Raw genomic sequence first — 23,465 nt, 5'->3', positions numbered from 1 at the left:
CCCTAATGGGGTGATGCACATGGCCGAAGAGCACGCGCTCCCTCTTGGGAAAACCCTTGAGGAGGAACGGGCCTGGTTTGAGGCACAGGTGAAAGAGTGTGAGGCCCATCTCCTCCGGTTTGCCTACTACCTCACGGGGAACACCGAACGGGCAAAAGACCTCGTTCAGGAAGCCTTTCTCCGGGCTTTCCAGTACCGCCACAGCTTCGACCGCCGGTACCCCTTTGAGAACTGGGTGTCTGCGATTCTCCTCAACATCCACCGCCAGCGGGAGAAGAAGGACCGTTTCCTGAAGTTCTTCTCCGCTTTCTGGCAGGCTGAGCGGGAGGACGAGGAGGAGGATTTCGCCGAACAGCTGGAGGATGAGGGAGAAGGTCCTGAAACCATCGCCTTGAAACGGCAGGTCATCCGGGACGTCTACAGATGCATCGAGAGACTTCCGGCCAAGATGAAGGAGGTCATGGTCCTCTGCGACATCATGGGGTATTCCTATGAGGAGGCCAGTGAGGTCATCGGTTGCCCTATTGGGACGGTCCGGTCCCGTCTCCACCGGGCGCGCCGGTATGTCAAGAAAGCCCTTGAGGCGGCGTACGGTGATGAGCTTCTGGGGCTTTGGGGATGAGAACATGCGATGTCGGGAGGTTGCAAGGAAGCTTTCCGCTTTCCTTGACGAGGAGCTTTCTCGGGAAGAATACCTCAAGGTGCAGAGGCACCTTGAGATGTGCGCTCTGTGCCGAAAAGAGTACGAGAAATTCGCTCTGGTACGGGCGGTAGCCAGGAAACTGGGGGATATCACCCCCCGGGTTGTCCCGGGAGAGAGTTTTTCTCTGGAGCGGGCCTTTCGCTCGGTGTGGAGAAGCCGGGTGCTCTGGGCCCTTGTGGCTGTCCTCGGCCTTTTTGTGGCGCTTCTTGTTTTTTGGGGATGGCAGAGGGCTTCTCTTGAGGAGCAAATCCTCGACGTGGAGCATTTTGCCGCTTTCAGTGAGGATGTCCTCACGCGGGGCAAAGTCAGGGTTGAGACGCTGGAGTTTCTCGCCGGTGAGTACCGATGAGGTTACTTTTCCCTCTTGCGTTTTTCCTGGTTTTCGTCTTCCCGGGGTTTGCGCAGGTGCTCAGTCCCGAAGAGGCGCGTTCTGTGGTGGACAGGGTCCTTGAGGCGTCTTTAGCTCGGGATTACTGGGGAGTGTGGCGACTGCAGGACTTTGCGAAAGGCGAGGAACGCTTTGTGGAGGTCCTCTTCCTGAAAGGTATGGGGTTTGCCTGGAAAACGCTGGGGGAAGAAGAGGTTGTGAACATGCGCTTTGGCCATTCCCGATACGTAGTGAACCTCAGAAGCGGAGAGGTGGAGAGCGTTTATCCTCTTCTTGATTTTCCCTTTGTTCCTTTTGAGCGGGAGGACCTGCCGTTGCTTTTTGAGAACTACTTCTTTGACCTGCGGGAGGATGAACTCGCCCTGATCTCCCGATGGACGGGAAAGGTTGCTCGGTCTATCATCTTTGGGGATGGAGGGGAAATGATTGGCCAAAGGACGTACACCCCCTGGGGAGAACCCCTTACAGAGTGGCGGATGCTCTACCGCGACGCTTCCCCTGATTTCCCCTGGGTGGCACAGGTGACCCGCCTTCTGGAACTCTGGAGCGCCAGGATACTGGGTGCTGGATCCCCCAGGGAGAAGTTCCCGGGAACTTCTCCCTTTGTCCTTCCTGGTTTTGTTCCCCCTGGGTTCCGGTTACGGCGAGCCTATCTCCTTCAGGATGGCGGGAAGAAATTCTACGGCTTCGTGTACAGCGATGGTCTTCGCTCTTTCATCCTCTTCCAGAGTGCGCACCCTTTCAAGGTTTCTGAGTCCAGCACCCCCCGGTACCTGCAACTCGTCCAGGAAGGGGGGATGGTCCGGGTAGCGGCAGAAAAGCAAGGGTTCTACTTCCTCCTCATTGGGGGGCTTGATCCCCGCGTGGGGCAGGAAATCATGGAATCGTTTCTCCAAGAAGGAGGTCGAGAGTGATGCGAAGGGTCTTCTCTAAGGGCATTTTCGGAGTGCTGGTTCTTGTGCTTTTTGCCGCAGTAAGCACCGGGTGGGCAGCTTCGGCAATACCCGAAAACCCGGATATTGTTGCGGATATCGTGGAGCGGGTGAGTCCTGCGGTGGTAAACATCGACACCCTGCGTATTGCCGTGTACCGTTCTCCCCTGGCTCCCTTTTTCAGTGACCCCTTTTTCCGTCGCTTCTTTGGGGACATTCCAGAGCTTGAGCGGCAAATCCCCCAGAGGGGTATCGGTACGGGATTTGTGTTCCGTTCTGATGGGTACATCCTCACCAACGAGCACGTGATCCGCGGGGCCAACGAAATCAAGGTCACGTTCATCGACGGGAAGGAGTACGAAGGAAAGGTCATTGGTGCCGACCCTCTCACCGACATTGCGGTGGTGAAGATCGACGCCGATAACCTCCCCACTATTCCCCTGGGAGATTCGGACAAAGCGCGGGTGGGTGAGTTCGTCATCGCCATCGGGAACCCTTACGGTCTCTCCCACACCGTCACGGTTGGGGTCCTGAGCGCCAAAGGTCGACCGATTTCGGCGGGAGATTCAGGGAGAGAATACGAGAACTTCCTGCAGACCGATGCTGCCATCAATCCCGGCAACAGCGGTGGTCCGCTGCTGAACCTCCGGGGAGAGGTCATCGGGATCAATACTGCCATCCTCCCCTATGCCCAGGGCATTGGGTTCGCCATCCCCATCAACATGGCCAAGTCCATCCTCGAACAGCTCATCGAGAAGGGGAAGGTTGTTCGGGCCTGGCTTGGGGTGTACATCCAGGATCTCACACCTGAGCTTGCCCAGAAATTCGGGCTTTCGGAGGCCAAAGGCGCTCTGGTTGCGGACATCTCCAAGGGAAGTCCAGCAGAGCAAGCGGGGCTGAAGCGGGGGGACGTCATCCTCAAGGTGGACGGAAAGGAAGTCCCGACGGTAAGCAGTCTCCAGCAGGAGATTCGTTCTCGCCGTCCTGGGGAACGTGTACGCCTTGAGGTGTGGCGGGATGGGAAGAGCATGGTCCTTGAGGCCACCCTTGGGGAGCTGAAGGAATCGAGTGCCGGGATACCTGAAATCCAGCAAGTGGACCTGGGCTTTGAGGTGGCCGAAATCACCGATGACCTGGTGGAGCGGTACAGTCTCCGGACCACCCGCGGAGTGGTGATCGTCAGTGTCCGGGCAGGAGGACCTGCCGATGAAGCCGGTCTCCGACCTGGAGACGTCATCCTTGAGGTGAACAGGACCGAAATTACTTCCCTTGCCGACTGGGAGGAGGCTCTGGCCCGGATTACCCCCGGGGACACGGTGCTTCTCCTCATTGACCGCGGTGGACGGACGTATTTTGTGCCTCTGAAGGCAGAGAAGCGCTGAGTCCATGGGTCCGGAAAAGGAGGGGTGGGGCAAGGTATACTTCTGCCCCACCCCCATTGGGAATCTCCGGGACATCACCCTCCGGGTTCTCGATGTGCTCAAGGAGGCGGATTGCATTGCCTGTGAGGATACCCGGGTCACCCTGAAACTCCTCAATGCCTACCGGATCCGTAAGCCCCTTTTGCGGTACCACGCCCACAACGTTTCCCAGGCCACCCGGGACATCCTGCGACTTGTCAGGGAGGGGAAGGTTGTCGCCTTTGTCTCTGACGCCGGCATGCCCGGGATACAGGACCCGGGGATGGAGCTCGTGCTGCGCCTCCTTGAGGAGGGCATTCCCTTTGAAGTCCTCCCTGGCCCCTCGGCATCCCTCCTTGGGGTGGTGTACTCAGGGTTTGCGTTCTCCGGTTTTACCTTTCTGGGGTTTCTCCCCCGAAAAGGGAAGGAACGGGAGGAAACCCTGAGGAGGGCGCTCTTCTTGCCTCAAGCAACGGTGCTCTATGAGTCTCCCAGAAGACTCCTGAAAACCCTTGGGGATATCCGGGAAATCGCGGGAGAGAGGCGACGTGTTCTTGTAGCGCGGGAGCTGACGAAGATCCACGAGGAAATCCTCCGGGGGACGGTGGCGGAGGTAGAAGAGATGCTGAAGGGACGAGACATTCTGGGAGAGGTGGTCATCGTGGTTGAGGGGGCGCCAAAGAGCAAGGAAGAGATCCAGGTGCCAGGGCGGCTTTTGGAGCTTTTGCGTAGGCGAGGGTTCACGCAAAAGGACATTGTTGCCCTTCTGAGCGAAGGTCTGGGGATTGAAAAAAACGTTTTGAAGCGGCAGCTTTCTGCCTTGGGAGAAGTGGAGAACCTGGATGAAGGTTGATTTTCTCCCCAAAGCCTGGTTTAATGGAGGGGGATGAGCGAAAGGAGGAAGCGAGGTCTGGGCAAAAAACCGCAGGATACTGCCGGCCTTGTGCTGTTTTTCGTCGCGCTCTCTTCGGTGGCCTTCATTCTTGGCATTATTGCCGTGCTTTTTGTAGAGGGGCTTCCTGCACTTTCTCACGTTTCCCTTTCGGAGTTCTTTTTGGGGCGGCGCTGGTACCCGGTTTCCTCGCCACCCCGGTTTGGCCTTCTTCCCCTCCTTCTGGGATCGCTTTTTGTAACCCTTGGTGGGCTTGCCTTTGCCGTTCCTCTGGGGTTTCTGGCTGCGGTGTTCCTCGCTGAAATCTGTCCCTGGGGTCTTCGGGAATTCCTGAAACCCGTCATTGAAATCCTTGCGGGCATCCCTTCGGTGGTCTACGGGTTTTTTGGGGTGGTGTTCCTTGCTCCCTTTCTTCGGGAAATTTTCACCCTCCCCACCGGTCTCACGGCCCTCACGGCCTCGATGCTCCTTGGCCTCATGGCCGTTCCGGTGGTGGTGAGCGTGATGGAGGATGCCCTTACGGCTGTTCCTCGGGACTACCGTGAGGCGGCTCTGGCCCTGGGAGCAACCCGCTGGGAGACCATCAAGGAGGTGGTCGTTCCGGCTGCCTCCTCGGGGATTGGTGCGGCCGTTATCCTTGGGGCAGGGCGAATCATCGGGGAGACCATGACGGTCCTCATGGTGGCTGGTGGAGCAGCCCTCATTCCCCGATCATTCTTTCAGCCTGTCCGGACAATGACTGCCGCCATCGCGGCAGAGATGGCGGAAACACCCGTGGGGAGCCTGCACTATCGGGTGCTGTTTTTAGTGGCTGTGGTGCTTTTTGCCATCACGCTTCTTTTTGACCTTGTGGTGAACCTCTTCGGCCGGCGGGAGTTCTGGAGGCGGTAGCGGTGGAGGCCAGACAGGTGAAGGAAAAGTTCTGGTTTTTCCTCTGTGGACTGGCCATGGTGGTCATTGGTCTTGCCCTGGGAGTAGTGGTGGGCTTTATCGCTCTCAGAGGTGGAAGGGTCTTAAGCCTTGAGTTCCTCTTCTCCTTCCCCCGGCATGGGATGAGTGAAGGGGGGATTCTCCCGGCCATTGTCGGAACGCTCTACCTTGTTCTGGGGAGTACCTTGGTGTCCCTCCCCCTTGGAGTGCTCTCGGCAGTGTACCTTGTGGAGTACGCTCCCCCTCACCCTGTGGTTCAGGCAATCCGCAGTGCCATCCACTGTCTTGCCGGGGTGCCTTCGGTGGTTTTCGGGCTTTTTGGGCTTTCAGTGTTTGTCAAGCTCTTCGGTTTTGGTGTGTCCATTGTTTCCGGCTCGCTCACCCTTGGCATCATGTCGCTTCCCGTGGTGATTGCTTCCTGTGAAGAGGCGCTGCGCAGTGTGCCGCGATCCTTCCGGGAGGCCTCTCTCGCCCTGGGGGCCGACCGGTGGACGACGGTGCGTAGGGTGGTGCTCCCTGCCGCGTTTCCCGGAATGCTCACCGGACTCATCCTCGCCATTGGGCGCGTGGCAGGGGAGACAGCCCCCATCATGTTCACGGCGGCAACGTTCTACGCCCGGGGTCTTCCCCGTTCGCCCTTTGACCGGGTTCTTGCGCTTCCCTATCATATTTACGGACTGATGACCGAAGGGACAAGGCCGGAGAAACAGATCCCCCTGGCCTATGGAACGGCTCTGGTGCTTCTTATCCTGGTGCTCCTTATGAATTTCTCGGCAATCCTTCTGCGGAGGAGATTCCGTATGGCGAGGAAGTGGTAAAATGCTGGGGGAGAAAACCAAGCTGAGCATCCGGAATTTCAGCGTTTTCTTCGGCGAAAAACAGATTCTCTATGACGTCACCCTGGATGTTCCGGAAAACCGGGTCACTGCCATCATTGGCCCATCGGGGTGCGGGAAATCAACGCTTTTGAGGAGCATCAACCGGATGAACGATTTCTACGAAAACCTCAGGGTGCAGGGAGAAATTCTCCTCGACGGGGAGAACATCTACGGGGATTCTGTGGATCCTGTGGCTTTGCGCCGGCGCATCGGCATGGTCTTCCAGCGTCCCAATCCCTTCCCCAAAAGCATCTTTGAGAACGTGGCGTACGGCCTTCGCGTTCAGGGCTGGAAGAACAGGAGAGCGATTCAGGAACGGGTGGAGGAAAGCCTCAAGGCGGCGGCGCTCTGGGATGAGGTGAAGGACCGCCTCCATGCTTCGGCTCTGGAGCTTTCGGGCGGGCAGCAGCAGCGGCTCTGTATTGCCCGAGCCATTGCGGTGGAGCCGGAGATTCTCCTCATGGATGAGCCGGCCTCGGCCCTGGACCCCATTGCCACGGCCCGTATTGAGGAGCTCATCAAAAAGCTCCGGGAGCGGTACACCATTGTCCTTGTGACCCACAACATGCAGGAAGCAGCACGGGTGTCCGATTACACCGCTTTCCTCCTCATGGGTCGCCTCATAGAGTTTGGTCCCACTGCGCAGATTTTCACGAATCCCCGCCGGAAGGAGACCGAGGATTACCTCACCGGGAGGTTCGGATAGGGGGGAACTTTCCCGGGAATTCCGGGATATTCTCTCACACAGGAGGTAGCACCATGCAGGTCTTTTCCGTCATCGCCAAAGGTGGGTACGTCATGTACCCCATCGTGGCCTGTTCGGTCATCGCCTTGGCCGTCTTCATCGAGCGCTGGTACGTCCTGCGGCACCTCAAAGACCGTATCCGCAAGTACCTGAAGGCCGTCCGCAAGGCCCTTGCCCAGGAAGACCTCCGGGGGATTCTGGAGCTCTCCTCCCGTTCCCCCAACCCCGCCTCCCGGATTATTCTCGCCGGCCTCAGGAAGTACTTTAAGGGCCTTCCCCGGGAAGCCCGGGAGGCCATGGAGACCGCCGCTTCCTTTGAGCTCCCGCTCCTTGAGAAGCGCCTTTCAACTCTTGTCGTCATCGCCAACATCTCCCCCCTTTTGGGGCTTCTGGGGACGGTGACCGGGATGATCCGGACCTTTGCCGTCATTGCTGCCGTAGGTGTGGGGAAGCCCACGGAGATGGCCGGAGGGATTTCCGAGGCCCTCCTCACCACCGCTGCAGGACTCTCTGTGGCCATCCCCACCCTGGTCATGCACCACTACCTCGCTCACCTCGTCGAGGGCCTGGTCCAGGAGATCGAGCGGGTCTCCAGTGAAGTCCTGGAGCTCATTGAAAGCCGGGAGTACGCCCTGAAGGAGAAGGAAGCCGATGTTCCGGTTCCGGCGATGGAAGAAGAGAGCTGAACCCCAGGTCAACGTCACCCCCCTGGTCGATGTCATCCTGCAGCTTGTCATCTTCTTCATCGTCACCACCACCTTCGTGAGCGTGGAGACCGGGGCCCGGGTGAACCTTCCGTCAGCGAGTTTTTCCCGGATTGAGGAGGCGAAAACCATCACCGTCACCCTCACGAAGGGGAACACCCTCTACCTCAACGGGAGCCTCACCGACTGGACAGAACTCCCCCGGCTCCTCGTGGTGGAACTCCGCAAAAACCCCGATGCGACTGTCGTCATCGAGGCAGACCGGGAGGTGCTCCACGGAAGGGTTGTGAAACTCATGGACCTTTTGAGAAGGGCTGGAGTGGAGCGAATGGCCATTGCCACCCAGCCAGGGGAGGAGAAGTAGGGTGGGTATCCGGGTGAAGGTGGGGAGTACGGTTGTCGTCCTTATGCTGCTTCTTCTGGTGTCTTTTGCCCTCGCAAAAGACGGCATTCGTGTGGCGCTCTTTCCCTTCGTCCCCCGGGATGGGGAGAAAGCCTGTCTGGGGTACCTCCTCCGGGACCTTGTGAAGCGCGAGCTTGAACGGTATGTGGAAGTGCATGACGTGGTTTTGGGGGATAACCTGGTGCGGGAATCCGGGCTTTCCTGGGATACCCTTCTTGTTCCGCTCACCGCCCAGACCCTGGGGCGGAAAATGCAGTGCACTCATGTCCTTTCTGGAGCATTTCGCTTCCGGGTCCTCGGGGGCAGGGAACGGCTAGTGGTGAGCCCGCGCCTTGTTCGGGTGCAGGATGGGACGTCCTGGGACATCCCGAGCGCGGTCTTCGAGTGGGGGAAGTTAGAAGATTTCTCGGCGTACGTTCTCGAGTACCTTGGTCAGGAACTCGGCATTTCCCTTGCTTCTTCTCTGCCACTTTCGGTGGCCCTGGAGGATCTCCTCCCCCTCTATGAGGGGGTCGTGGTGATGGACGAGGCCATCCGGAAGTACGGGAAGAACCAGTACCCCGATTTACCCCTCTGGCAGAAAGCCTTTGCCCTTGCTCGAGAAACCATACGGAGGGCGCCGGAGTACCCCGAGGCGTACTATTACCTCGCCTGCATGTACCGGGTAACGAGGTGGTGGGCGAAGGAAATCGAAACCTGGGAGGAGTACCTCGCAAGGCTCAGCGACACCTACGGGACTTCTACCCTCCCGGTGGCCCAGGCATACTTCCGCCTTGCGTCTTTCTACCTCCTTGAGAAGCGGTTCGATGAGGCCCTGAGGTACGCGGAGCGGGCAGCAGAACTCGCTCCCTCGTGGGCTGAGGTGTACCTCCTCTGGGGGAAGATCTGGTATGAGCGTGGGAACATAGAGGAGGCGAAGTCCCTTTTTGAGAAGGCCTCAAGCCTTTCCCCAGACCTCAGAGAAGCCCGGTACTTCGCCCAGCTTGCCGAGAAGGCTCGAATTTTTGGTAAAGAGGCCTATGAAGCCTATACCCAGGGGTACCAGAGTTTCGCTCTGGGGAATTTCCGTCAGGCGGCCACGTACTTCGCCGAGGCCACCCGGTGGAATCCTTCCATGAAAGAGGCGTACTACTGGCTGGGTCGCGCCCTGTATGAGGTGGGGGACCTTGAGGGCTCGCAGAGAGCCTGGGAGAGGCTCCTTGAGCTTGACCCCCTGCACAGCCAGGGCCGACGGTTCCTGGAGCGGGTGAGAAGAGAACGGCAGTACGGTCGTGACGCAGTCCGCGCCTTTGAAGAGGGGTACCGGCTCTATGAGGAGGCCCGGTATGAAGAGGCGGTGCCGTACTTTGCGCAAGCGGTGTCGCTGAGCCCGCTCTTTTCTGACGCCCATGAGTACCTGGCCCGGTGTTACTACCGGATGGGGAGGCGGGAGGCCTATCTTGCTGAGCGGGAGAAAGCGGCAGCCACTCTTCCGCATCCTGAGGACCGGGCCTGGTCGTACTACGAGATGGGCTTTGAGCTTCTGGGGTGGGGAGAAAGAAGCGAAGCCAAACGGATGCTTGAAAAGGCCTTGCAGAGTAACCCCTCTTTAGGCAAGGCTCACCTCCTTCTTGGAGACATTTACGCCGAGGAGAAGGTGTGGCTCAAAGCCTTTGAGCACTACCGGGAGGCCTCCCGGTACACGGAAGAAGAGGAAAAGGGACGGGCTCTTTTTGGCATGGCGCTCTCCCTCTTTTCCCTTTCCCGGTACGGTGACGCCCTACCACTTCTTGAAGAAATTCTCCGAGACTACCCTTACGCCACCTTCATCGAGGAGGCAGAGGCGCTTCTGATTGAGGCACTGGCCAGAGAAAAGCGGCCCGAGGAAGCCCGGCGGGCGTTTGAGCAGTTCTCTCTTCGCTTCTCCCAGAGTCCGTTCCTCGAGCGGGCGATGTTCTGGTGCGCTTTTGCGCTGTACGAAGGGAAGAAGTGGAACGAGGCCAAGTCTCTTCTTGAGGCCTTCCTTGCCCGCTATCCTCAGGGTGAATTTGCCCAGAAAGCGGTGGAGATGCTCGGGTACACCTGCCGTTTCCTTGGTCTTGAGGATGAAGCCGCAAAGTACTTTAGCCGTCTTGGAGGAGAGGACGGAGCGTTCCTTGTGGCCGATTCGTTCTATCGGAAACGGGACTGGAATGGTGCGGAAAAGGCCTTTCGGGAGTACCTTGCCAGATACCCTCAGGGGAAGTTCGCCGATGAGGCGGCGCTCAAACTTGCCTTGGTCCTTTTTGAGGAGGGGAAGGTTGAAGATGCGGTGGGGGTGATTGAGGGGAGGAAGGAGTCCATCAGGAACCGTTTTCCTGAAGATTTCCTCCGCCTGTGGGCCAGGTTGTCCTGGAAAAAGGATCGGTGGGAGGAAGTAGCATCGGCTCTTCGCGAGCTCAAATCGAGAGCGGGGAAGCTTGAAAAGGAATACGCCCTTTTGCTGGCTTTAGCCTTAGAAAGGCTGGGTGAAGAGGAGAGGGCCCGGGAGGTTTTGCTGGAAGCAGGGGAGAATCCCGATGCTGTCCTCGGCCGACCAACCACGAAGGAGCTCCAGAGGGTCCTGGAGGCGATGGAGAAAGGTCTCTACGAGGAGGCTCTGGAGCGCCTTGAAGCCCTTGTGGGAAGGAGCGACCTTTTGCCGGAAGAACAAAAGCACGTCCTCTTTCTCCTTGGAAAGGTCTGTTACCTTCTTGGGCGTTTCGAAAAGGCCCGTACCCACCTTGAGGCATCTCTGGACGCTCCTTGGGCACTTCGCCAGGAAGCACTCCTGTACCTTGTGGATATCGCCTACCAGGGGAAAGCCTGGAACGACGTCATCCAGTGGGCAAGCCTCCTTGAGGAGAAGCAACGGAGGGACTTTTCCGTTGCGCTCCGTGTGGCGGTGGCCCAGTATCACCTTGGGAACGTACGGGAGAGCGTGACGATTCTTGAGCGGCTCAAGGGTCAGGGTGAGCGGGATGTGGAGGTCCGTCTTTTCCTCCTCGAGGGGCTCCACGCACTTCAGGAGTACAGAGCATTCCTCGACGAAGCACAGGAGTTCCTCAGCTTGTATCCGGAACACCCCCGGGGGGAGAACATTCTTGTTCTTGCGTCACAGGCGGCCTTCGCTTCCGGAAAGAAGCAGGAGGCGAAGGCGTTCATCAGGATGTACCTTGAGCGCTTCCCCCAGGGGGCAAGAAGGGGGGAACTCCTCAGAATCCTCTCGCGTATCCTCCTTGAAGAGGGCAATCCTGAAAAAGCCCAACGTGTCCTTGAGGATCTCAGGGCACAAGGCGTACCCTCTGAGGACCTCTGTCCCCTCCTCTACGCTACGGGGACGCTGCTTTTGAAGGAGCAACGTTTTGCGGAGGCCGCTCCATTTTTCCGGGAAGTGTTCTCAAGCAAAGAGAGCGAGTTCTTCACCGGGGCAGGGTACTGGCTTGGGGTGTGCCTTGAGTACCTTGAAGAGTTTGAGGAGGCTCAGAGAGTGTACGCCCGGGTTGCTGGATTCCCGAAAGAAGACGAGTGGGTGGTAAAGGCACGGGAACGAATTGCCGTGCTCAAAGAGGTGCGGGAACCCGAAAACAGGAGGTAGCACCATGCAGGTCTTTTCCGTCATCGCCAAAGGTGGGTACGTCATGTACCCCATCGTGGCCTGTTCGGTCATCGCCTTGGCCGTCTTCATCGAGCGCTGGTACGTCCTGCGGTACCTCAAAGACCGTATCCGCAAGTACCTGAAGGCCGTCCGCAAGGCCCTTGCCCAGGAAGACCTCCGGGGGATTCTGGAGCTCTCCTCCCGTTCCCCCAACCCCGCCTCCCGGATTATTCTCGCCGGCCTCAGGAAGTACTTTAAGGGCCTTCCCCGGGAAGCCCGGGAGGCCATGGAGACCGCCGCTTCCTTTGAGCTCCCGCTCCTTGAGAAGCGCCTTTCAACTCTTGTCGTCATCGCCAACATCTCCCCCCTTTTGGGGCTTCTGGGGACGGTGACCGGGATGATCCGGACCTTTGCCGTCATTGCTGCCGTAGGTGTGGGGAAGCCCACGGAGATGGCCGGAGGGATTTCCGAGGCCCTCCTCACCACCGCTGCAGGACTCTCTGTGGCCATCCCCACCCTGGTCATGCACCACTACCTCGCTCACCTCGTCGAGGGCCTGGTCCAGGAGATCGAGCGGGTCTCCAGTGAAGTCCTGGAGCTCATTGAAAGCCGGGAGTACGCCCTGAAGGAGAAGGAAGCCGATGTTCCGGTTCCGGCGATGGAAGAAGAGAGCTGAACCCCAGGTCAACGTCACCCCCCTGGTCGATGTCATCCTGCAGCTTGTCATCTTCTTCATCGTCACCACCACCTTCGTGAGCGTGGAGACCGGGGCCCGGGTGAACCTTCCGTCAGCGAGTTTTTCCCGGATTGAGGAGGCGAAAACCATCACCGTCACCCTCACGAAGGGGAACACCCTCTACCTCAACGGGAGCCTCACCGACTGGACAGAACTCCCCCGGCTCCTCGTGGTGGAACTCCGCAAAAACCCCGATGCGACTGTCGTCATCGAGGCAGACCGGGAGGTGCTCCACGGAAGGGTTGTGAAACTCATGGACCTTTTGAGAAGGGCTGGAGTGGAGCGAATGGCCATTGCCACCCAGCCAGGGGAGGAGAAGTAGGGTGGTGTTCAACGAGAAGAAAGTGTGGTCGTGGTCACTCCTTGTGTCCCTGGGAGTGAACATTGCTCTCATAGCGGTGGCGTCCATCTTCTGGCTCTCTTTCCGGATTCCAAGGGAAGAAGAGAAGCCTATTGTGGTGGAACTCACGGAGCTTCCTGCAAAGGAGGCTCCACAGGCACGCTCACCTGAAGCGGAATTCCCCCGGGCAGAGCTGAAGCCCCCAGAGAACGTAAAGTCAGAAGAGCCCCTGAAGCCCCAGGTGCAGAGTGAACTCGCTACCAGAATGCAGCAGGAGCGACAGCAGGTTCGTATCCCCAAGCCTCCTGTAGACCTTCCCCAGGCAGAGAGCGTCTTTGAGCGAGCTGCCCCCTCAGGGGAGCGGGTGTTCACCCCCGGGGAGGAACTTCAGGTGGAGGAAAAGATGCAGTGGGAGGGCCCGGAGGCGGAGACCACCCTTCGGGGGATGCTTGAAAGAACCGGACCGTCGAACGTCCTGGCTTCCCTTGCTGAGCAAGGCCTGGCAACAAGCGAGGGAATGGTCGGGGAAACCCTGGCAACAGGAGAGCTTGTGCCCCCTGCAGGGGCTTTTGAGCGGCGGTCTCCGTACGTTCGGAGACCTTTTGCCTTTGCCATCGAGAATACTCCTCAAGCCCGTCCCCAGCATGGCCTGAGCCGGGCAAGCGTGGTCTATGAGATGCTCACCGAAGGTGGTATCACGCGCTTTCTCGCCGTTTTTGAACCCCAGTCTGTAGGACGGGTGGGCCCAATCCGGAGCGCTCGTCCCTATTTCGTCCTCAAGGCTTTCGAGCACGATGCGATTCTTGTACACAGCGGAGGAAGCGTTGAGGCCTACACGTATCTCCGGGAGCTTGCCATGGACCATATTGATGAGCAGAAGAACTTTCGCCCCTTTGAGCGGGTGCGGGATCGCCGTCCTCCGCACAATCTCTACGCCCTTTTCCCCGGTCTTCTTGAGGAAGCGCAGCGTCTGGGCCTTGGCCGGCCAGCCCGCACCGCAACCTTTGCCCTTTTGTCTCCGGGGGAGGACCTCGAGGGACGAGAGGCAACGAAACTCGAAATACGGTACGGCCGGAACTACCGGGTCCAGTTCACGTACGATCCAGGCCGGCAGGTGTACCTCCGTTCTGTGAATGGTGAGCCCCACCGGGATGGGGAATCGGGAGCCCAAATTGCCTGTGGGACGGTTATCGTCCAGGTGGCCGAGCACGAGGTGAAGGACACCGAAGGCCGGGTCGAGATTCGTTTCGTCGGTCGAGGGTCTGGATGGATGTTCCTTCGAGGGAGGGCAGTTCCCATTGTGTGGGAGAAGCAGAGTTTCAGGGAGAAAACGCGGTACTACCTCCAGGATGGTCGGGAGGCAAGAATTGCATCTTTTCCAGTCTGGATTGAGGTGATCGATTCTCGGGAAAAGGTGGTGTTCTGATGCATCGTATCCTCTTCACTGTCTGGAAATTTCCGGTGTACTCCTATGGCGTGTTTTTGGGTCTGGCCTTCCTTTTCGGGATTCTCTTTGCCATCCGGCGGGCTCCACGCTTCGGTGTTTCTCCTGAGGCGGTGATTGAGGCGGCCTCGCTGTGCATTATTGGGGCGGTTCTGGGTTCAAGGCTCGCCTACGTTATCCTCCACTGGGATTACTACCGGCAGTTCCCCTCGCACATTTTCTCCTTTCGGGAAGGAGGGCTCACCTTCTACGGTGGCGTTCTCGGGGCGATTGCGCTCACCGTTCCCTATCTCTACCTCAAGCGCTACCCTGTGGCGGCGTTCTTTGACCTTTTCGCCCCGCCTCTCGCGCTGGGGTATGCTATCGCCCGGGTAGGGTGTTTCCTCAACGGATGCTGCTTCGGGCGGGTGTGCCCCTTTCCCTTTTTCCCTTTGGGAGTTCGATTCCCTCACCTTGAGGGATTCCGCTACCCAACGCAGATCTACGCCATTGGGTACTCCCTGGTGATTCTTGTGCTTCTCCTTCGCCTTGAGAAGGGTTGCCGTTTCCGGGGAGAACTCTTCCTGGATTACCTTGCCCTCTACAGTGCGGCTCGGTTTCTCATCGAGTACCTTCGGGATGAGCCCTTTGTGGTTTTTGGGGTATTCACCCTGGGGCAGGTAGCCTGCCTTGGGATTGTTCTTTTTGCGATGGTGCTCAGGGGAGTGTTGCGGCAACGTGTCGTCGCTTGAGGAGACCTTAGAGGCATTTCTCAACTTCCTTTTCTGGGAGAAGCGGGCAGCGGAGAATACGGTTCTTGCCTATCGCCAGGATATCGCAAGTTTCATTCGTTTTCTTGAAAACCGGGGAATTGAGGACCTGCAGAGCGTGTCCCTTGACGTTCTTGAAGCCTTTGTGGCACAGGAATCCCAGTCAGGACTTGAGGCGACTTCGCTGGCTCGCTGCATTTCCGCTCTCCGGACGTTCTTCCGTTTCCTGGTGCGGGAAAAAATAGTGAAGGAGAACGTGGCGCAGCTCCTTGACACTCCCCGTATCCGGAGGCACCTCCCGGAGGTCCTCACCCTTGAGGAGGTGGAGGCGCTCATTGCCGCCTGTGACCTGACGAAACCTTCAGGTATCCGGGACCGGGCCATACTTGAGCTCATGTACTCAAGTGGCCTCAGGGTGAGCGAGGTGGTGCTTTTGGAGTTCCAGCACGTGGACCTTGAGGAGAGAATGCTCAGGCTCTGGGGCAAGGGCTTTAAGGAGCGCATCGTTCCCTTTGGGGAACGGGCCAAGGAAGCACTCCTTGCCTACCTCCACGGACCCCGGAGATTCCTTCTCAAAGGCCGGAAAAGCCGCTATATTTTTGTCAGCGGTCCTTCGGGGCGGCCTCTGAGTCGACAGAGTGTCTGGAACATGGTGAGGCGCTGTGCCCTCCGGGCAGGGATCACGAAACACGTTACTCCTCACACGCTTCGGCACACCTTTGCCACGCATCTGCTTGAAGGGGGAGCAGAGCTCCGGGTTGTCCAGGAGTTCCTGGGGCACAGTGACATCGCCACCACGCAGATTTACACCCACGTCGACCGAAGGTTCCTTTGTGAATCGTACGAACGGGCGTTCCCCCGAAAATGACAGGAGGTGGTTCTATGGAGCTTCGCAGACACATTGAGGAGAGCGTTTGCTTCATCAAGGAGCGGACTCACATCGTTCCGCAAATCGGGATTATTCTGGGGACAGGGCTCGGGAAACTCGTGGATGAGGTGGAGATGGACCGGGTCATCCCGTACGAAGAGATTCCCCATTTCCCCGTCTCTACGGTGGAGACCCACAGGGGGAACCTGGTCCTTGGAACGCTTTCGGGGAAACCCGTGGTGGTCATGCAGGGGCGGTTCCACTACTACGAGGGGTACACGCTGCAGCAGGTGACCTTCCCGGTGCGGGTGATGAAAGGCCTGGGGGTGAAGGTGCTCATCGTGAGCAACGCTGCCGGAGGGCTCAACCGGAACATGCGACGGGGAGACCTCATGGTCATCACCGACCACATCAACCTCCTCGGCGACAATCCTCTTCGGGGACCCAATGACCCGGAACTTGGTCCTCGCTTCCCCGATATGTCCCAGGTGTACGATCCGGAATTGCGGGAGCTCGCCCTTCAGATTGGTCTTGAACACGGGATCTACCTGCACCAGGGAGTGTACGTGGCCCTTCCCGGACCAAGCCTTGAGACTCCGGCGGAGTACCGTTTCCTCATCCGGATTGGAGCCGATGCGGTGGGAATGTCCACAGTTCCCGAAGTCATTGTGGCAAAACACGCCGGTTTGCGGGTGTTTGGTATTTCCTGCATCACGGACCTGGCCATTGAGGGCGTTGTGGCGCCGCTGAGCTTTGAGGAAGTGGTGCAGGCGGCCAACGAAGCACAGCCTAAACTCACCCTCATCATCCGGGAGCTCGTGCGGAGGATGTCCCTGTGAGCCTCCAGGGCGTATTTCGGGTGGCGCTCCTTGCCTTCCTTCCGGTGAGCGAGGTTCGGGGGGCACTCCCTTACGGGGTCTTCGTGGAAAAGCTCCCTCTCTCCTTCGTTGCCCCCCTTGCCTTTGTGGTGAACCTCACCCCCTTTTTCCTCGTGATGGGCCTTTTGCCCCAGCTTGTCCGCCTTTTTCAGGCTTCTGCCTGGTTTGACCGTCTCTTCAGCTGGTACACCACCCATGCGCAGCGTCGCTTTGCCACCTACAGGAAATACGGAAAGTGGGGGATCCTCCTTTTTGTGGGTGTTCCCCTGCCCTTCACGGGGGTATGGACTGGGACCCTCGCGGCGTTCCTTGTGGGTTTCGGTGTCTGGGAAATCTTCCCTTTTGTCGCTGGAGGGGCCGCTTTAGCCACGGGCCTTGTGACACTTCTGGTATTTCTGGGAAAGGGGCTATAGAGAGAGGAGATGACGATGCTTCAGGCGCTTGAGTGGAAAGGAAGGATGCTCCGTTTTCTGGATCAAACCCGCCTTCCTCGTGAGGAGGTCTACATTGAGACGGAGGATTACCGGGATGTGGTGGAGGCCATAAAGGCCCTGAGGATCCGGGGGGCTCCCCTCATTGGGGTGGCGGCAGCGTATGGAGTGTGCCTTGGAGCTTTTGAGGCTTTGAAGAGCGATGACTTTTTTGCTTTCCTGCGCGAAGTCGATGCGGACCTTCGGGCAACCCGCCCCACGGCGGTGAACCTTTTCTGGGCTCTGGATCGGATGCAGCGCATCTGGTTGCCTGGGGAAAGTGAGGAGGATTGGGAGGACATTGTGGAACGCCTCGTTGAGGAGGCGAAGACTATAGACCGGGAGAATGCTCTCCTTTCGGAGCGTATCGCCCGTTTCGGGGCTGGACTCCTTGCGGATGGTGACCGGGTCCTCACCCACTGCAATACAGGACCCTTAGCCTGCGGTGGGTGGGGGACGGCACTTGGAGCGATTCTCTGGGCCGTACAACGGGAAGGGAAAAGGCTTGTGGTGTATGCTGATGAAACCCGTCCGCTTTTGCAGGGAGCACGGCTCACCGCCTTCGAGCTCCAGAAAGCCGGTGTCCCCGTGACCCTCATCTGCGACAACATGGCAGGATTTTTGATGTCCCAGGGGGTGATTACCAAGGTCGTCGTGGGAGCAGACCGCATTGCCATGAATGGCGATGTGGCCAATAAAATCGGAACGTATACGGTGGCGGTTCTCGCTCGGTACCACGGGATTCCCTTCTATGTGGCGGCACCGCTTTCGAGCGTTGACCCGAAAGCGAGATCCGGTGCGGATATCCCTATCGAAGAGCGGGAAGCGGAAGAAGTGCTCTCCTTTGGCGGTGTGCGCGTGGCCCCGCAGGTTGCCGTCCGGAATCCAGCGTTCGATGTAACTCCGGCGGAGCTCGTCACCGCTTTGGTGACCGAGGAAGGCGTGGTGTATCCTCCCTTTGGGGAGAAACTCGAGCGCTTGAAGGAGGGGAAGCGTCCATGAAGCGCTTCGTAGCCGCGGGAGAGCTCCTTGCGCTCTCTGGAAGGCAGATGGAGCGGGGGAAGGTGCTTTCGGTGTACTGCTCTACCGGAGAGGGCTTCCCAGAAAGAGTTCTGACTCACCTTGAGGGGTTCCTGGAGGGCTACCGCAGGTTTGAGGACTGGGAGGACCTACAAAGGAGCGTTCGCGAGGCGACGCATTACCTCGCTCGCTTTGCCCCCACAAAACAGGGGCTTGCCCTTTTCGTCAACGCCGCAGCTGATTTTTTCGAGGCGTACGAGCTCCCCAGACCCTGGAAGTGCACGGTGGTATACGGTCCTTCCCCCTACACCCGGCCCCTTGAAGTCCTCTTTGACGAGTACCGCCGGATTTTCCTCGTCCCTATGGACCGCCGGGAAGCGAGGTTCTTCGAAATCTTCATGGGAGAAATCGAGGAACACGAGCCCTTCTTCTCCGACGTTCCCTCGAGAGTGCGGGCCGGTGGGTGGTATGGCCTTGAGGAACGCCGTATTGCCCGGAGCATTGAGCAGAAGGTTGTCCATCACTTCCAGGATGTCGTCGACATCCTCCTTGAGTACTTCCGGAAAGGGCGTTTCGAGGTGTTCTTCGTGGGTCTTCGGGAGGAGGACTACGCGCTCTTCGAGCGGGTGCTCCCCTCGTACCTGCGGGAACGACTCAGGGGGCGGGTGACGCTTGACCCCAAAAGCGGTCTTGCGGAAATCTCTGAGGTTGCCCTGCGCCTTGAGCGGATGGTGCTTGAAGAAGAGGACCATGCCCTGATTGACCGTTTGCTCACCATGGTGGGGAACGCGGCTTCGGCGACCATTGGTCTTGCTAACGTCCTTCGGGCGGCCTCTTTTGGTGCCTGCCAGACCGTGGTGGTGGATGAGAGTTACCGGGAGGAAGGGTTTCTCTGTTCGTCCTGTGGCACCATGGCCCTTGCACCTTCTCCCTGTGAACTCTGTGGAGGGGAACGAAGGAGGGTGGAGAACATCGTGGAGGAGGTCCTTGAGATGGTGGTGCTCCAGAGGGGAGAAGTGAAGTACGTGTTTGCGGGAAATCCCAGGCTTTCGGAGATCCAGCGCATTGGAGCCTTCCTTCGGTTTCTGGTCTGAGGAGGGAAGGGGGATGGCAAAAGAGTACTTCCTCGTGCTGGACTGTGGGGCAACGAGTATCCGGGCGGTGGCCATAAGCCCCCAAGGCGAGATTCTCGCTATGGCCGCCTTTCAAAATGCCCCCAAACGTCAGGAGGGCTCGGCGCACTATCTGGTCTGGGACCTTGAGGAGATTTGGGGGAAGCTCTGTCAGGCGACTCACAAGGTCATCGCATCAGCCGGTCGGGAAATTCGGGCGGTTTCGGTGACCACCTTTGGGGCAGATGGTGCCCCCGTGAGAGCAGACGGAAGTCTCACCTATCCGGTGATTTCCTGGCAGTGTTCCCGAACGGAGCAGTGGGCAAGGAGAATCGTGGAGTTTGTGAACGCTCGAGAAATCTTTCGTATCACGGGGTACCAGGTTATCCCCTTCAACACCCTCCTGAAGCTCCTCTGGCTTCGGGAAAACGCCCCGGAAGCCCTCGATGAAGCCCGGTACTTCCTCATGATGCCTGGGCTTTTCAACTTCAAACTCACCGGGGAGATGACCATGGACTACCCCTCAGCTTCCACCACCATGGTGATGGATATCAGGAATCGCCGGTGGTCGGAGCGGCTGCTTTCCCTTGCCGGCCTTACCCCGGATATCTTTCCCCGGATGGTGAAAAGCGGTGAAATCATCGGAACGGTGACGAAAAAGGCCAGCGAGGAAACCGGTATCCCTGTGGGGACTCCGGTGACCTCTGCAGGCCACGACACCCAGTTTGCCCTTGTTGGTTCCCTGGCGAAGGACGACGAGCTCATCCTGAGCTCGGGCACCTGGGAAATTGCCGCGCTGCGGATTCCCTACTACCGGGATTCGGAGATCGCCTTCACCACAGGGATGCTCGTTGAGCTTGATGCAGAGGAAGGGTTCTGGAATCCCCAGATGCTCATGATCGCTGGGGGTGTGGTGGAGTGGGTCCGGAGGCACTTCTTCGCCGACCTCAAGGACGCAAGCGACATCTACGAGCGTATTGTGGAAGAGGCTGCCTCTGTCGACCCTGGGGCTGATGGGGTGCTCTTCATCCCTGCCTTCATGCCCTCAGGACCCCTGAAGCCCTATGGCACGAAGGGCACCATTCTGGGGCTTGGGCTCACCACAGGACGAGCCCACGTTGCCCGGGCTGCCTTTGAGGGGCTTGCCTTTCAGCTCCGGCAGGCTGTTGAGGCGCTCTCGGAGGCCTTTGCGTTCCGTCCTCAACGCGTGGTCGTTGTGGGTGGGGGGTCGAGGAACGTTCTCTGGAATCGCCTCCGCGCCGATGTACTGAATCTCCCGGTGGTGGTCACCTCCTGCGAAGAGGCCACGGTTCTTGGAGCGGCACTCTTTGCCATGGTGGGGACAGGGTACGCGAAAGACCTCAAGGAGGCAAAACGCAATATCATCCATACCACAAGGGTCTTTGAACCCTCTCCGGAGCGGGCCATCTACGACGAACTCTACGAGCATTACGTGAAGGTTCCGCTGTGCCTTGAGGCCTACTACCGGGCGTAACTCCCGGGGGAACCCCCTTACCTTTCGGGGTTCCCCTTCCCCGAAAGGTACCGCCTGGCGATGTCTTCCACGGTTGCCACGATACCGCGGCACCTCTCCCGGAGGTTTTCCTCCCGGTACCGCTTCAGACCCTCTTCAGTATTGAGGCGAACCCCAATGAGGCTTGTGCAATCGAGGTGCCCCAAGGCCTTTTCAACCTCCCCGAGGAAGGATTCCACAAGGAGGTAGAGCCTGTCCCGGGTTGCTCTGTCTTCGGGCTTCTCTCTCCCGAAGGCAATCCCCAAAGCCATAACCGCTCCCGTGATGGCACCACAGATATTCCCGGTGTGGCCTATTCCTCCCCCAAAGCCTGTGGCAATCCGAGGAATCAGAGGGCTTTCCACGTGCATGGTCTCGCAGAGTCCAAGGAGTACCGACTCGGCACAGTTGAACCCCTGGATGTGGTATTCGACAGAGGACATGGTGTTCACCCCCTTTTTTGGGCAATGAGTCGTGCGGTTTCCCGGGCAACCATGAGTTCTTCCCGGGTTGGGATTACCCAGACCTCACAGGTGGACCGGCTGATCTTCCCCTCTTTTCCGCCCACCACCTGGGCATTGAGTTCCGGGTCAATCTCGATTCCGAGGAACGCCAAACCCTCGCAGATGCTCTCCCGGATGTAGGCGTCGTTCTCCCCGATGCCCCCGGTGAACACCAGGCTCTCCACACCCCCCATGAGAGCGGCAAACCCTCCGATGTACTTCTTCACCTGGTACACGAAAACGTCAATGGCAAGCTGAGCTTGAGCGTTTCCCTCTTTGGCTGCTCTCTCGAGTTCCCACATTTCCCCACTGACTCTGGAGATCCCCAAAAGCCCGGATTCCCTGGTGAGTATCCGGTTGAGGTCGGCAGGCTGAAGCCCTGCTTTTTCCGCAAGGTACAAAAGAACCTGGGGATCGAAGTCCCCCGGACGGGTAGACATAATGATCCCGCTTTGTGGGGTGAAGCCGCTTGAGATGTCGAAGGATTTCCCGTCCTTTATGGCACAGACACTGCAGCCACTGCCGAGGTGACAGGCCACAACTCTTTTGTGGTGGGGGGAAAGCTCGGCGATGCGTTCGGCGATGTACCGGTAGGAATTCCCGTGAAAGCCAAGCTTCTCAAGGCCGTACTCGGTGCTCAGGGACCAGGGGAGACCATAAACCCGATGGGCCTGCGGGATGGAGCGGTGGAAGGTGGTCTCAAAAACGCCCACAAGGGGAATGTGGGGCACGATCCGGCGAAAGATCTCGATGGCAAGGAGTGCCGGGGGATTGTGCACGGGGGTGACTGAAGCAAGGTCCTCGAGGGCTGCAAGGACCTCGTCGTCGATGAAACGCGTCTCCATCACCCTTTTGCCCCCGTTGATGAGCTTGATCCCTATGGCGTCAAGGCGTGTGAGGTCCCTGAGGCATCCGCTTTCGGTGAGGGCCTCAAGCATGAGGTTCAGACCCTTTTCGTGGTCGAGGTTGGGGACGTTCCTTACCAGAGTGCCCGAAGAAGACGTCTGTTCGAGAAAAGAATCTTGACGGTACAGGCGCTTGATGTTCCCCCGAAGGATTGAGGTTTCCTGCTCTCCAATCTCAAAGAGCTCGTACTTGATGGAGGATCCTCCACTATTCACGGCGAGAATGCGCATGGTTCTTCACCTCTTTGGCTTTCAGTCTCTCCACGGTGCGGCAGAACGAGCAGACTTCCTGGGTGGTGGGCATGCCACACCTCTGGCATTCCCGGAGTTCCGGGGGGGTGAGGTTCCGGGTAAAGTACGCTTTGCCCTTTTCGAGGAACCCCAAGAAGAACATGTGCTTGGTCCCGGGGGACCGTTCCTCAAGGAGTGCCAGGGCTTCCTTGTAGTCGAGGCTTTTGGCCTTCTGAGAGAGGGGGCACCGCTCAGGCACAAAGGGGATGCGGTGGAGCTCCGCGTACCGGAGGATTTCCTCTTCTGTGAGGGTGTAGAAGGGCTTGACTTTCCTCGTCATTTTAGGATGAGGGCTTGGGAGGTGGGGGTCCTGGTGGGCGAGGTAGTCAATATGCCAATGCAGGACGTTGCCAAGGAGTGTGGCGGCTTCGTCGTCGAGGTTGTGGCCGGTGGCGTATACGGAAAAGCCCTCTTCAAAGGCAAAACGGTTGAGAATATGGCGCTTGATGCTCCCGCAGAGGGAACAGGGGGTCCGTTCTCTGAGCCTGCGGGTAGCTTCCGGAAGGGAACACCCGATGAAATCCTGAACGTCGAGGACGGTCAGGGGGAGGTTACAGGACCGGGCAAAGGCGGTCACAACTTCACGGGACTTCTCCGAGTACTCTCCAATGCCAAGGAAAACATGCACTCCAAAAACCTTGTAGCCAGCCCGGTGGAGGTAGTGCCACAGGGTCATGCTGTCTTTTCCCCCGGAAACTCCAAGGAGTACCCTTTCGTCTCTGGTGAACATCCTTTTCCGGCGGATGGCCCCTTCAACCTGGCGCTCGAAGAAAAGGTCAAAGCACTCCTCGCAGAAGGCGGCATTGTGTCTTCTGAATTTCGCGAAAGCGGGCTTTCCACAGCGGCTGCATTTCATGGCCTTCACGCTCCACGTCTTTCCTCTAAGTATACCACGGGTTTTGAGGCTTTTGCGGGTTTTCTCGGTGGCCTTGAGAGGTCTTTGCCTTTGGGATGGTGCCGGGCGCGGGATTCGAACCCGCACGGGTGTAAACCCACTACCCCCTCAAGATAGCGTGTCTTCCTATTCCACCAGCCCGGCTTGCAGATGGAATTATACCAGGGCGGG

The 23,465-nt window shown here is 58.6% G+C and carries 24 protein-coding genes and 1 tRNA gene; 21 read left to right on the top strand and 4 right to left on the bottom strand.

Annotation, left to right across the window (positions count from 1 at the left end; genetic code table 11):
- Nucleotides 1-19: 19 nt before the first annotated feature.
- The 21 genes from ACP6EK_RS00975 to ACP6EK_RS00875 are packed head-to-tail and all read left to right on the top strand — an operon-like array spanning nucleotide 20 to nucleotide 20,682.
- Nucleotides 20-622 carry an RNA polymerase sigma factor gene (locus ACP6EK_RS00975; protein ID WP_438316620.1) on the top strand — a complete coding sequence of 201 codons (603 nt, stop codon included), beginning with the start codon at nucleotides 20-22 and terminating at the stop codon, nucleotides 620-622.
- Nucleotides 597-1,052 (top strand): anti-sigma factor family protein, encoded by a 456-nt coding sequence (locus ACP6EK_RS00970; protein WP_438318791.1) that lies wholly within the window; start codon nucleotides 597-599, stop codon nucleotides 1,050-1,052. Before ACP6EK_RS00975 ends, ACP6EK_RS00970 begins: the two co-directional genes overlap by 26 nt.
- The gene (locus ACP6EK_RS00965; protein ID WP_438316618.1) at nucleotides 1,049-2,005 is read left to right on the top strand and encodes a hypothetical protein; all 957 of its coding nucleotides are present in this window, start codon (nucleotides 1,049-1,051) and stop codon (nucleotides 2,003-2,005) included. The genes ACP6EK_RS00970 and ACP6EK_RS00965 overlap by 4 nt, the downstream gene beginning before the upstream one ends.
- A complete protein-coding gene (locus ACP6EK_RS00960) occupies nucleotides 2,005-3,405 on the top strand; it encodes a DegQ family serine endoprotease (RefSeq protein WP_438316615.1) in 1,401 nt (466 codons plus the stop codon). The genes ACP6EK_RS00965 and ACP6EK_RS00960 overlap by 1 nt, the downstream gene beginning before the upstream one ends.
- A gap of 4 nt (nucleotides 3,406-3,409) precedes the next feature.
- The gene (gene rsmI, locus ACP6EK_RS00955; protein WP_438316612.1) at nucleotides 3,410-4,276 is read left to right on the top strand and encodes a 16S rRNA (cytidine(1402)-2'-O)-methyltransferase; all 867 of its coding nucleotides are present in this window, start codon (nucleotides 3,410-3,412) and stop codon (nucleotides 4,274-4,276) included.
- A gap of 33 nt (nucleotides 4,277-4,309) precedes the next feature.
- The gene (gene pstC, locus ACP6EK_RS00950) at nucleotides 4,310-5,206 is read left to right on the top strand and encodes a phosphate ABC transporter permease subunit PstC (RefSeq protein WP_438316609.1); all 897 of its coding nucleotides are present in this window, start codon (nucleotides 4,310-4,312) and stop codon (nucleotides 5,204-5,206) included.
- Nucleotides 5,207-5,208: 2 nt separating this feature from the next.
- The gene (pstA, locus tag ACP6EK_RS00945; protein WP_438316607.1) at nucleotides 5,209-6,063 is read left to right on the top strand and encodes a phosphate ABC transporter permease PstA; all 855 of its coding nucleotides are present in this window, start codon (nucleotides 5,209-5,211) and stop codon (nucleotides 6,061-6,063) included.
- 1 nt (nucleotide 6,064) lies between these two features.
- A complete protein-coding gene (gene pstB / locus ACP6EK_RS00940; RefSeq protein WP_438316604.1) occupies nucleotides 6,065-6,829 on the top strand; it encodes a phosphate ABC transporter ATP-binding protein PstB in 765 nt (254 codons plus the stop codon).
- Nucleotides 6,830-6,882: 53 nt separating this feature from the next.
- Entirely contained in the window at nucleotides 6,883-7,554 is a 672-nt protein-coding gene (locus ACP6EK_RS00935; protein ID WP_438316601.1) for a MotA/TolQ/ExbB proton channel family protein, read from the top strand.
- The gene (locus ACP6EK_RS00930; protein WP_438316592.1) at nucleotides 7,520-7,936 is read left to right on the top strand and encodes an ExbD/TolR family protein; all 417 of its coding nucleotides are present in this window, start codon (nucleotides 7,520-7,522) and stop codon (nucleotides 7,934-7,936) included. The genes ACP6EK_RS00935 and ACP6EK_RS00930 overlap by 35 nt, the downstream gene beginning before the upstream one ends.
- 1 nt (nucleotide 7,937) lies before the next feature.
- Nucleotides 7,938-11,570, top strand: a complete 3,633-nt coding sequence (locus ACP6EK_RS00925) for a tetratricopeptide repeat protein (protein ID WP_438316598.1) — start codon at nucleotides 7,938-7,940, stop codon at nucleotides 11,568-11,570.
- Between the two features lie 4 nt (nucleotides 11,571-11,574).
- Complete coding sequence (locus ACP6EK_RS00920; RefSeq protein WP_438316595.1) at nucleotides 11,575-12,246, top strand: MotA/TolQ/ExbB proton channel family protein; 672 nt, start codon at nucleotides 11,575-11,577, stop codon at nucleotides 12,244-12,246.
- Nucleotides 12,212-12,628 carry an ExbD/TolR family protein gene (locus ACP6EK_RS00915; protein ID WP_438316592.1) on the top strand — a complete coding sequence of 139 codons (417 nt, stop codon included), beginning with the start codon at nucleotides 12,212-12,214 and terminating at the stop codon, nucleotides 12,626-12,628. Before ACP6EK_RS00920 ends, ACP6EK_RS00915 begins: the two co-directional genes overlap by 35 nt.
- Nucleotide 12,629: 1 nt before the next feature.
- Nucleotides 12,630-14,072 (top strand): DUF3048 domain-containing protein, encoded by a 1,443-nt coding sequence (locus ACP6EK_RS00910; protein WP_438316589.1) that lies wholly within the window; start codon nucleotides 12,630-12,632, stop codon nucleotides 14,070-14,072.
- Complete coding sequence (gene lgt, locus ACP6EK_RS00905; protein WP_438316585.1) at nucleotides 14,072-14,821, top strand: prolipoprotein diacylglyceryl transferase; 750 nt, start codon at nucleotides 14,072-14,074, stop codon at nucleotides 14,819-14,821. The genes ACP6EK_RS00910 and lgt overlap by 1 nt, the downstream gene beginning before the upstream one ends.
- Nucleotides 14,808-15,707 (top strand): site-specific tyrosine recombinase XerD, encoded by a 900-nt coding sequence (gene xerD / locus ACP6EK_RS00900; protein WP_438316582.1) that lies wholly within the window; start codon nucleotides 14,808-14,810, stop codon nucleotides 15,705-15,707. Before lgt ends, xerD begins: the two co-directional genes overlap by 14 nt.
- A 14-nt stretch (nucleotides 15,708-15,721) precedes the next feature.
- Complete coding sequence (locus ACP6EK_RS00895) at nucleotides 15,722-16,546, top strand: purine-nucleoside phosphorylase (RefSeq protein WP_438316579.1); 825 nt, start codon at nucleotides 15,722-15,724, stop codon at nucleotides 16,544-16,546.
- Nucleotides 16,543-16,998, top strand: a complete 456-nt coding sequence (locus tag ACP6EK_RS00890) for a COG2426 family protein (protein ID WP_438316577.1) — start codon at nucleotides 16,543-16,545, stop codon at nucleotides 16,996-16,998. Before ACP6EK_RS00895 ends, ACP6EK_RS00890 begins: the two co-directional genes overlap by 4 nt.
- Nucleotides 16,999-17,013: 15 nt before the next feature.
- Nucleotides 17,014-18,057 (top strand): S-methyl-5-thioribose-1-phosphate isomerase, encoded by a 1,044-nt coding sequence (gene mtnA / locus ACP6EK_RS00885; protein ID WP_438316574.1) that lies wholly within the window; start codon nucleotides 17,014-17,016, stop codon nucleotides 18,055-18,057.
- Complete coding sequence (locus tag ACP6EK_RS00880; protein WP_438316571.1) at nucleotides 18,054-19,169, top strand: baeRF10 domain-containing protein; 1,116 nt, start codon at nucleotides 18,054-18,056, stop codon at nucleotides 19,167-19,169. Before mtnA ends, ACP6EK_RS00880 begins: the two co-directional genes overlap by 4 nt.
- Nucleotides 19,170-19,182: 13 nt before the next feature.
- On the top strand, nucleotides 19,183-20,682 hold the full coding sequence (locus ACP6EK_RS00875) for an FGGY family carbohydrate kinase (RefSeq protein WP_438316568.1): 1,500 nt from the start codon (nucleotides 19,183-19,185) through the stop codon (nucleotides 20,680-20,682).
- A gap of 17 nt (nucleotides 20,683-20,699) precedes the next feature.
- Here ACP6EK_RS00875 and ACP6EK_RS00870 read toward each other — a convergent pair whose 3' ends face one another.
- The 4 genes from ACP6EK_RS00870 to ACP6EK_RS00855 form a co-directional block, all read right to left on the bottom strand.
- Nucleotides 20,700-21,143 (bottom strand): C-GCAxxG-C-C family protein, encoded by a 444-nt coding sequence (locus tag ACP6EK_RS00870; protein WP_438316565.1) that lies wholly within the window; start codon nucleotides 21,141-21,143, stop codon nucleotides 20,700-20,702.
- A 5-nt stretch (nucleotides 21,144-21,148) separates the two neighbouring features.
- Nucleotides 21,149-22,339 (bottom strand): acetate/propionate family kinase, encoded by a 1,191-nt coding sequence (locus tag ACP6EK_RS00865; protein ID WP_438316563.1) that lies wholly within the window; start codon nucleotides 22,337-22,339, stop codon nucleotides 21,149-21,151.
- The gene (locus ACP6EK_RS00860; RefSeq protein WP_438318788.1) at nucleotides 22,317-23,255 is read right to left on the bottom strand and encodes an ATP-binding protein; all 939 of its coding nucleotides are present in this window, start codon (nucleotides 23,253-23,255) and stop codon (nucleotides 22,317-22,319) included. The genes ACP6EK_RS00865 and ACP6EK_RS00860 overlap by 23 nt, the downstream gene beginning before the upstream one ends.
- A gap of 96 nt (nucleotides 23,256-23,351) precedes the next feature.
- Nucleotides 23,352-23,438 (bottom strand) — tRNA-Leu (locus ACP6EK_RS00855).
- Between the last annotated feature and the right edge of the window lie 27 nt (nucleotides 23,439-23,465).

It is taken from the genome of Candidatus Caldatribacterium sp. SIUC1 (assembly GCF_051549785.1).
Classification (GTDB): Bacteria; Atribacterota; Atribacteria; order Atribacterales; family Caldatribacteriaceae; genus Caldatribacterium.
This window is presented reverse-complemented; position numbering and strand designations above follow the sequence as displayed.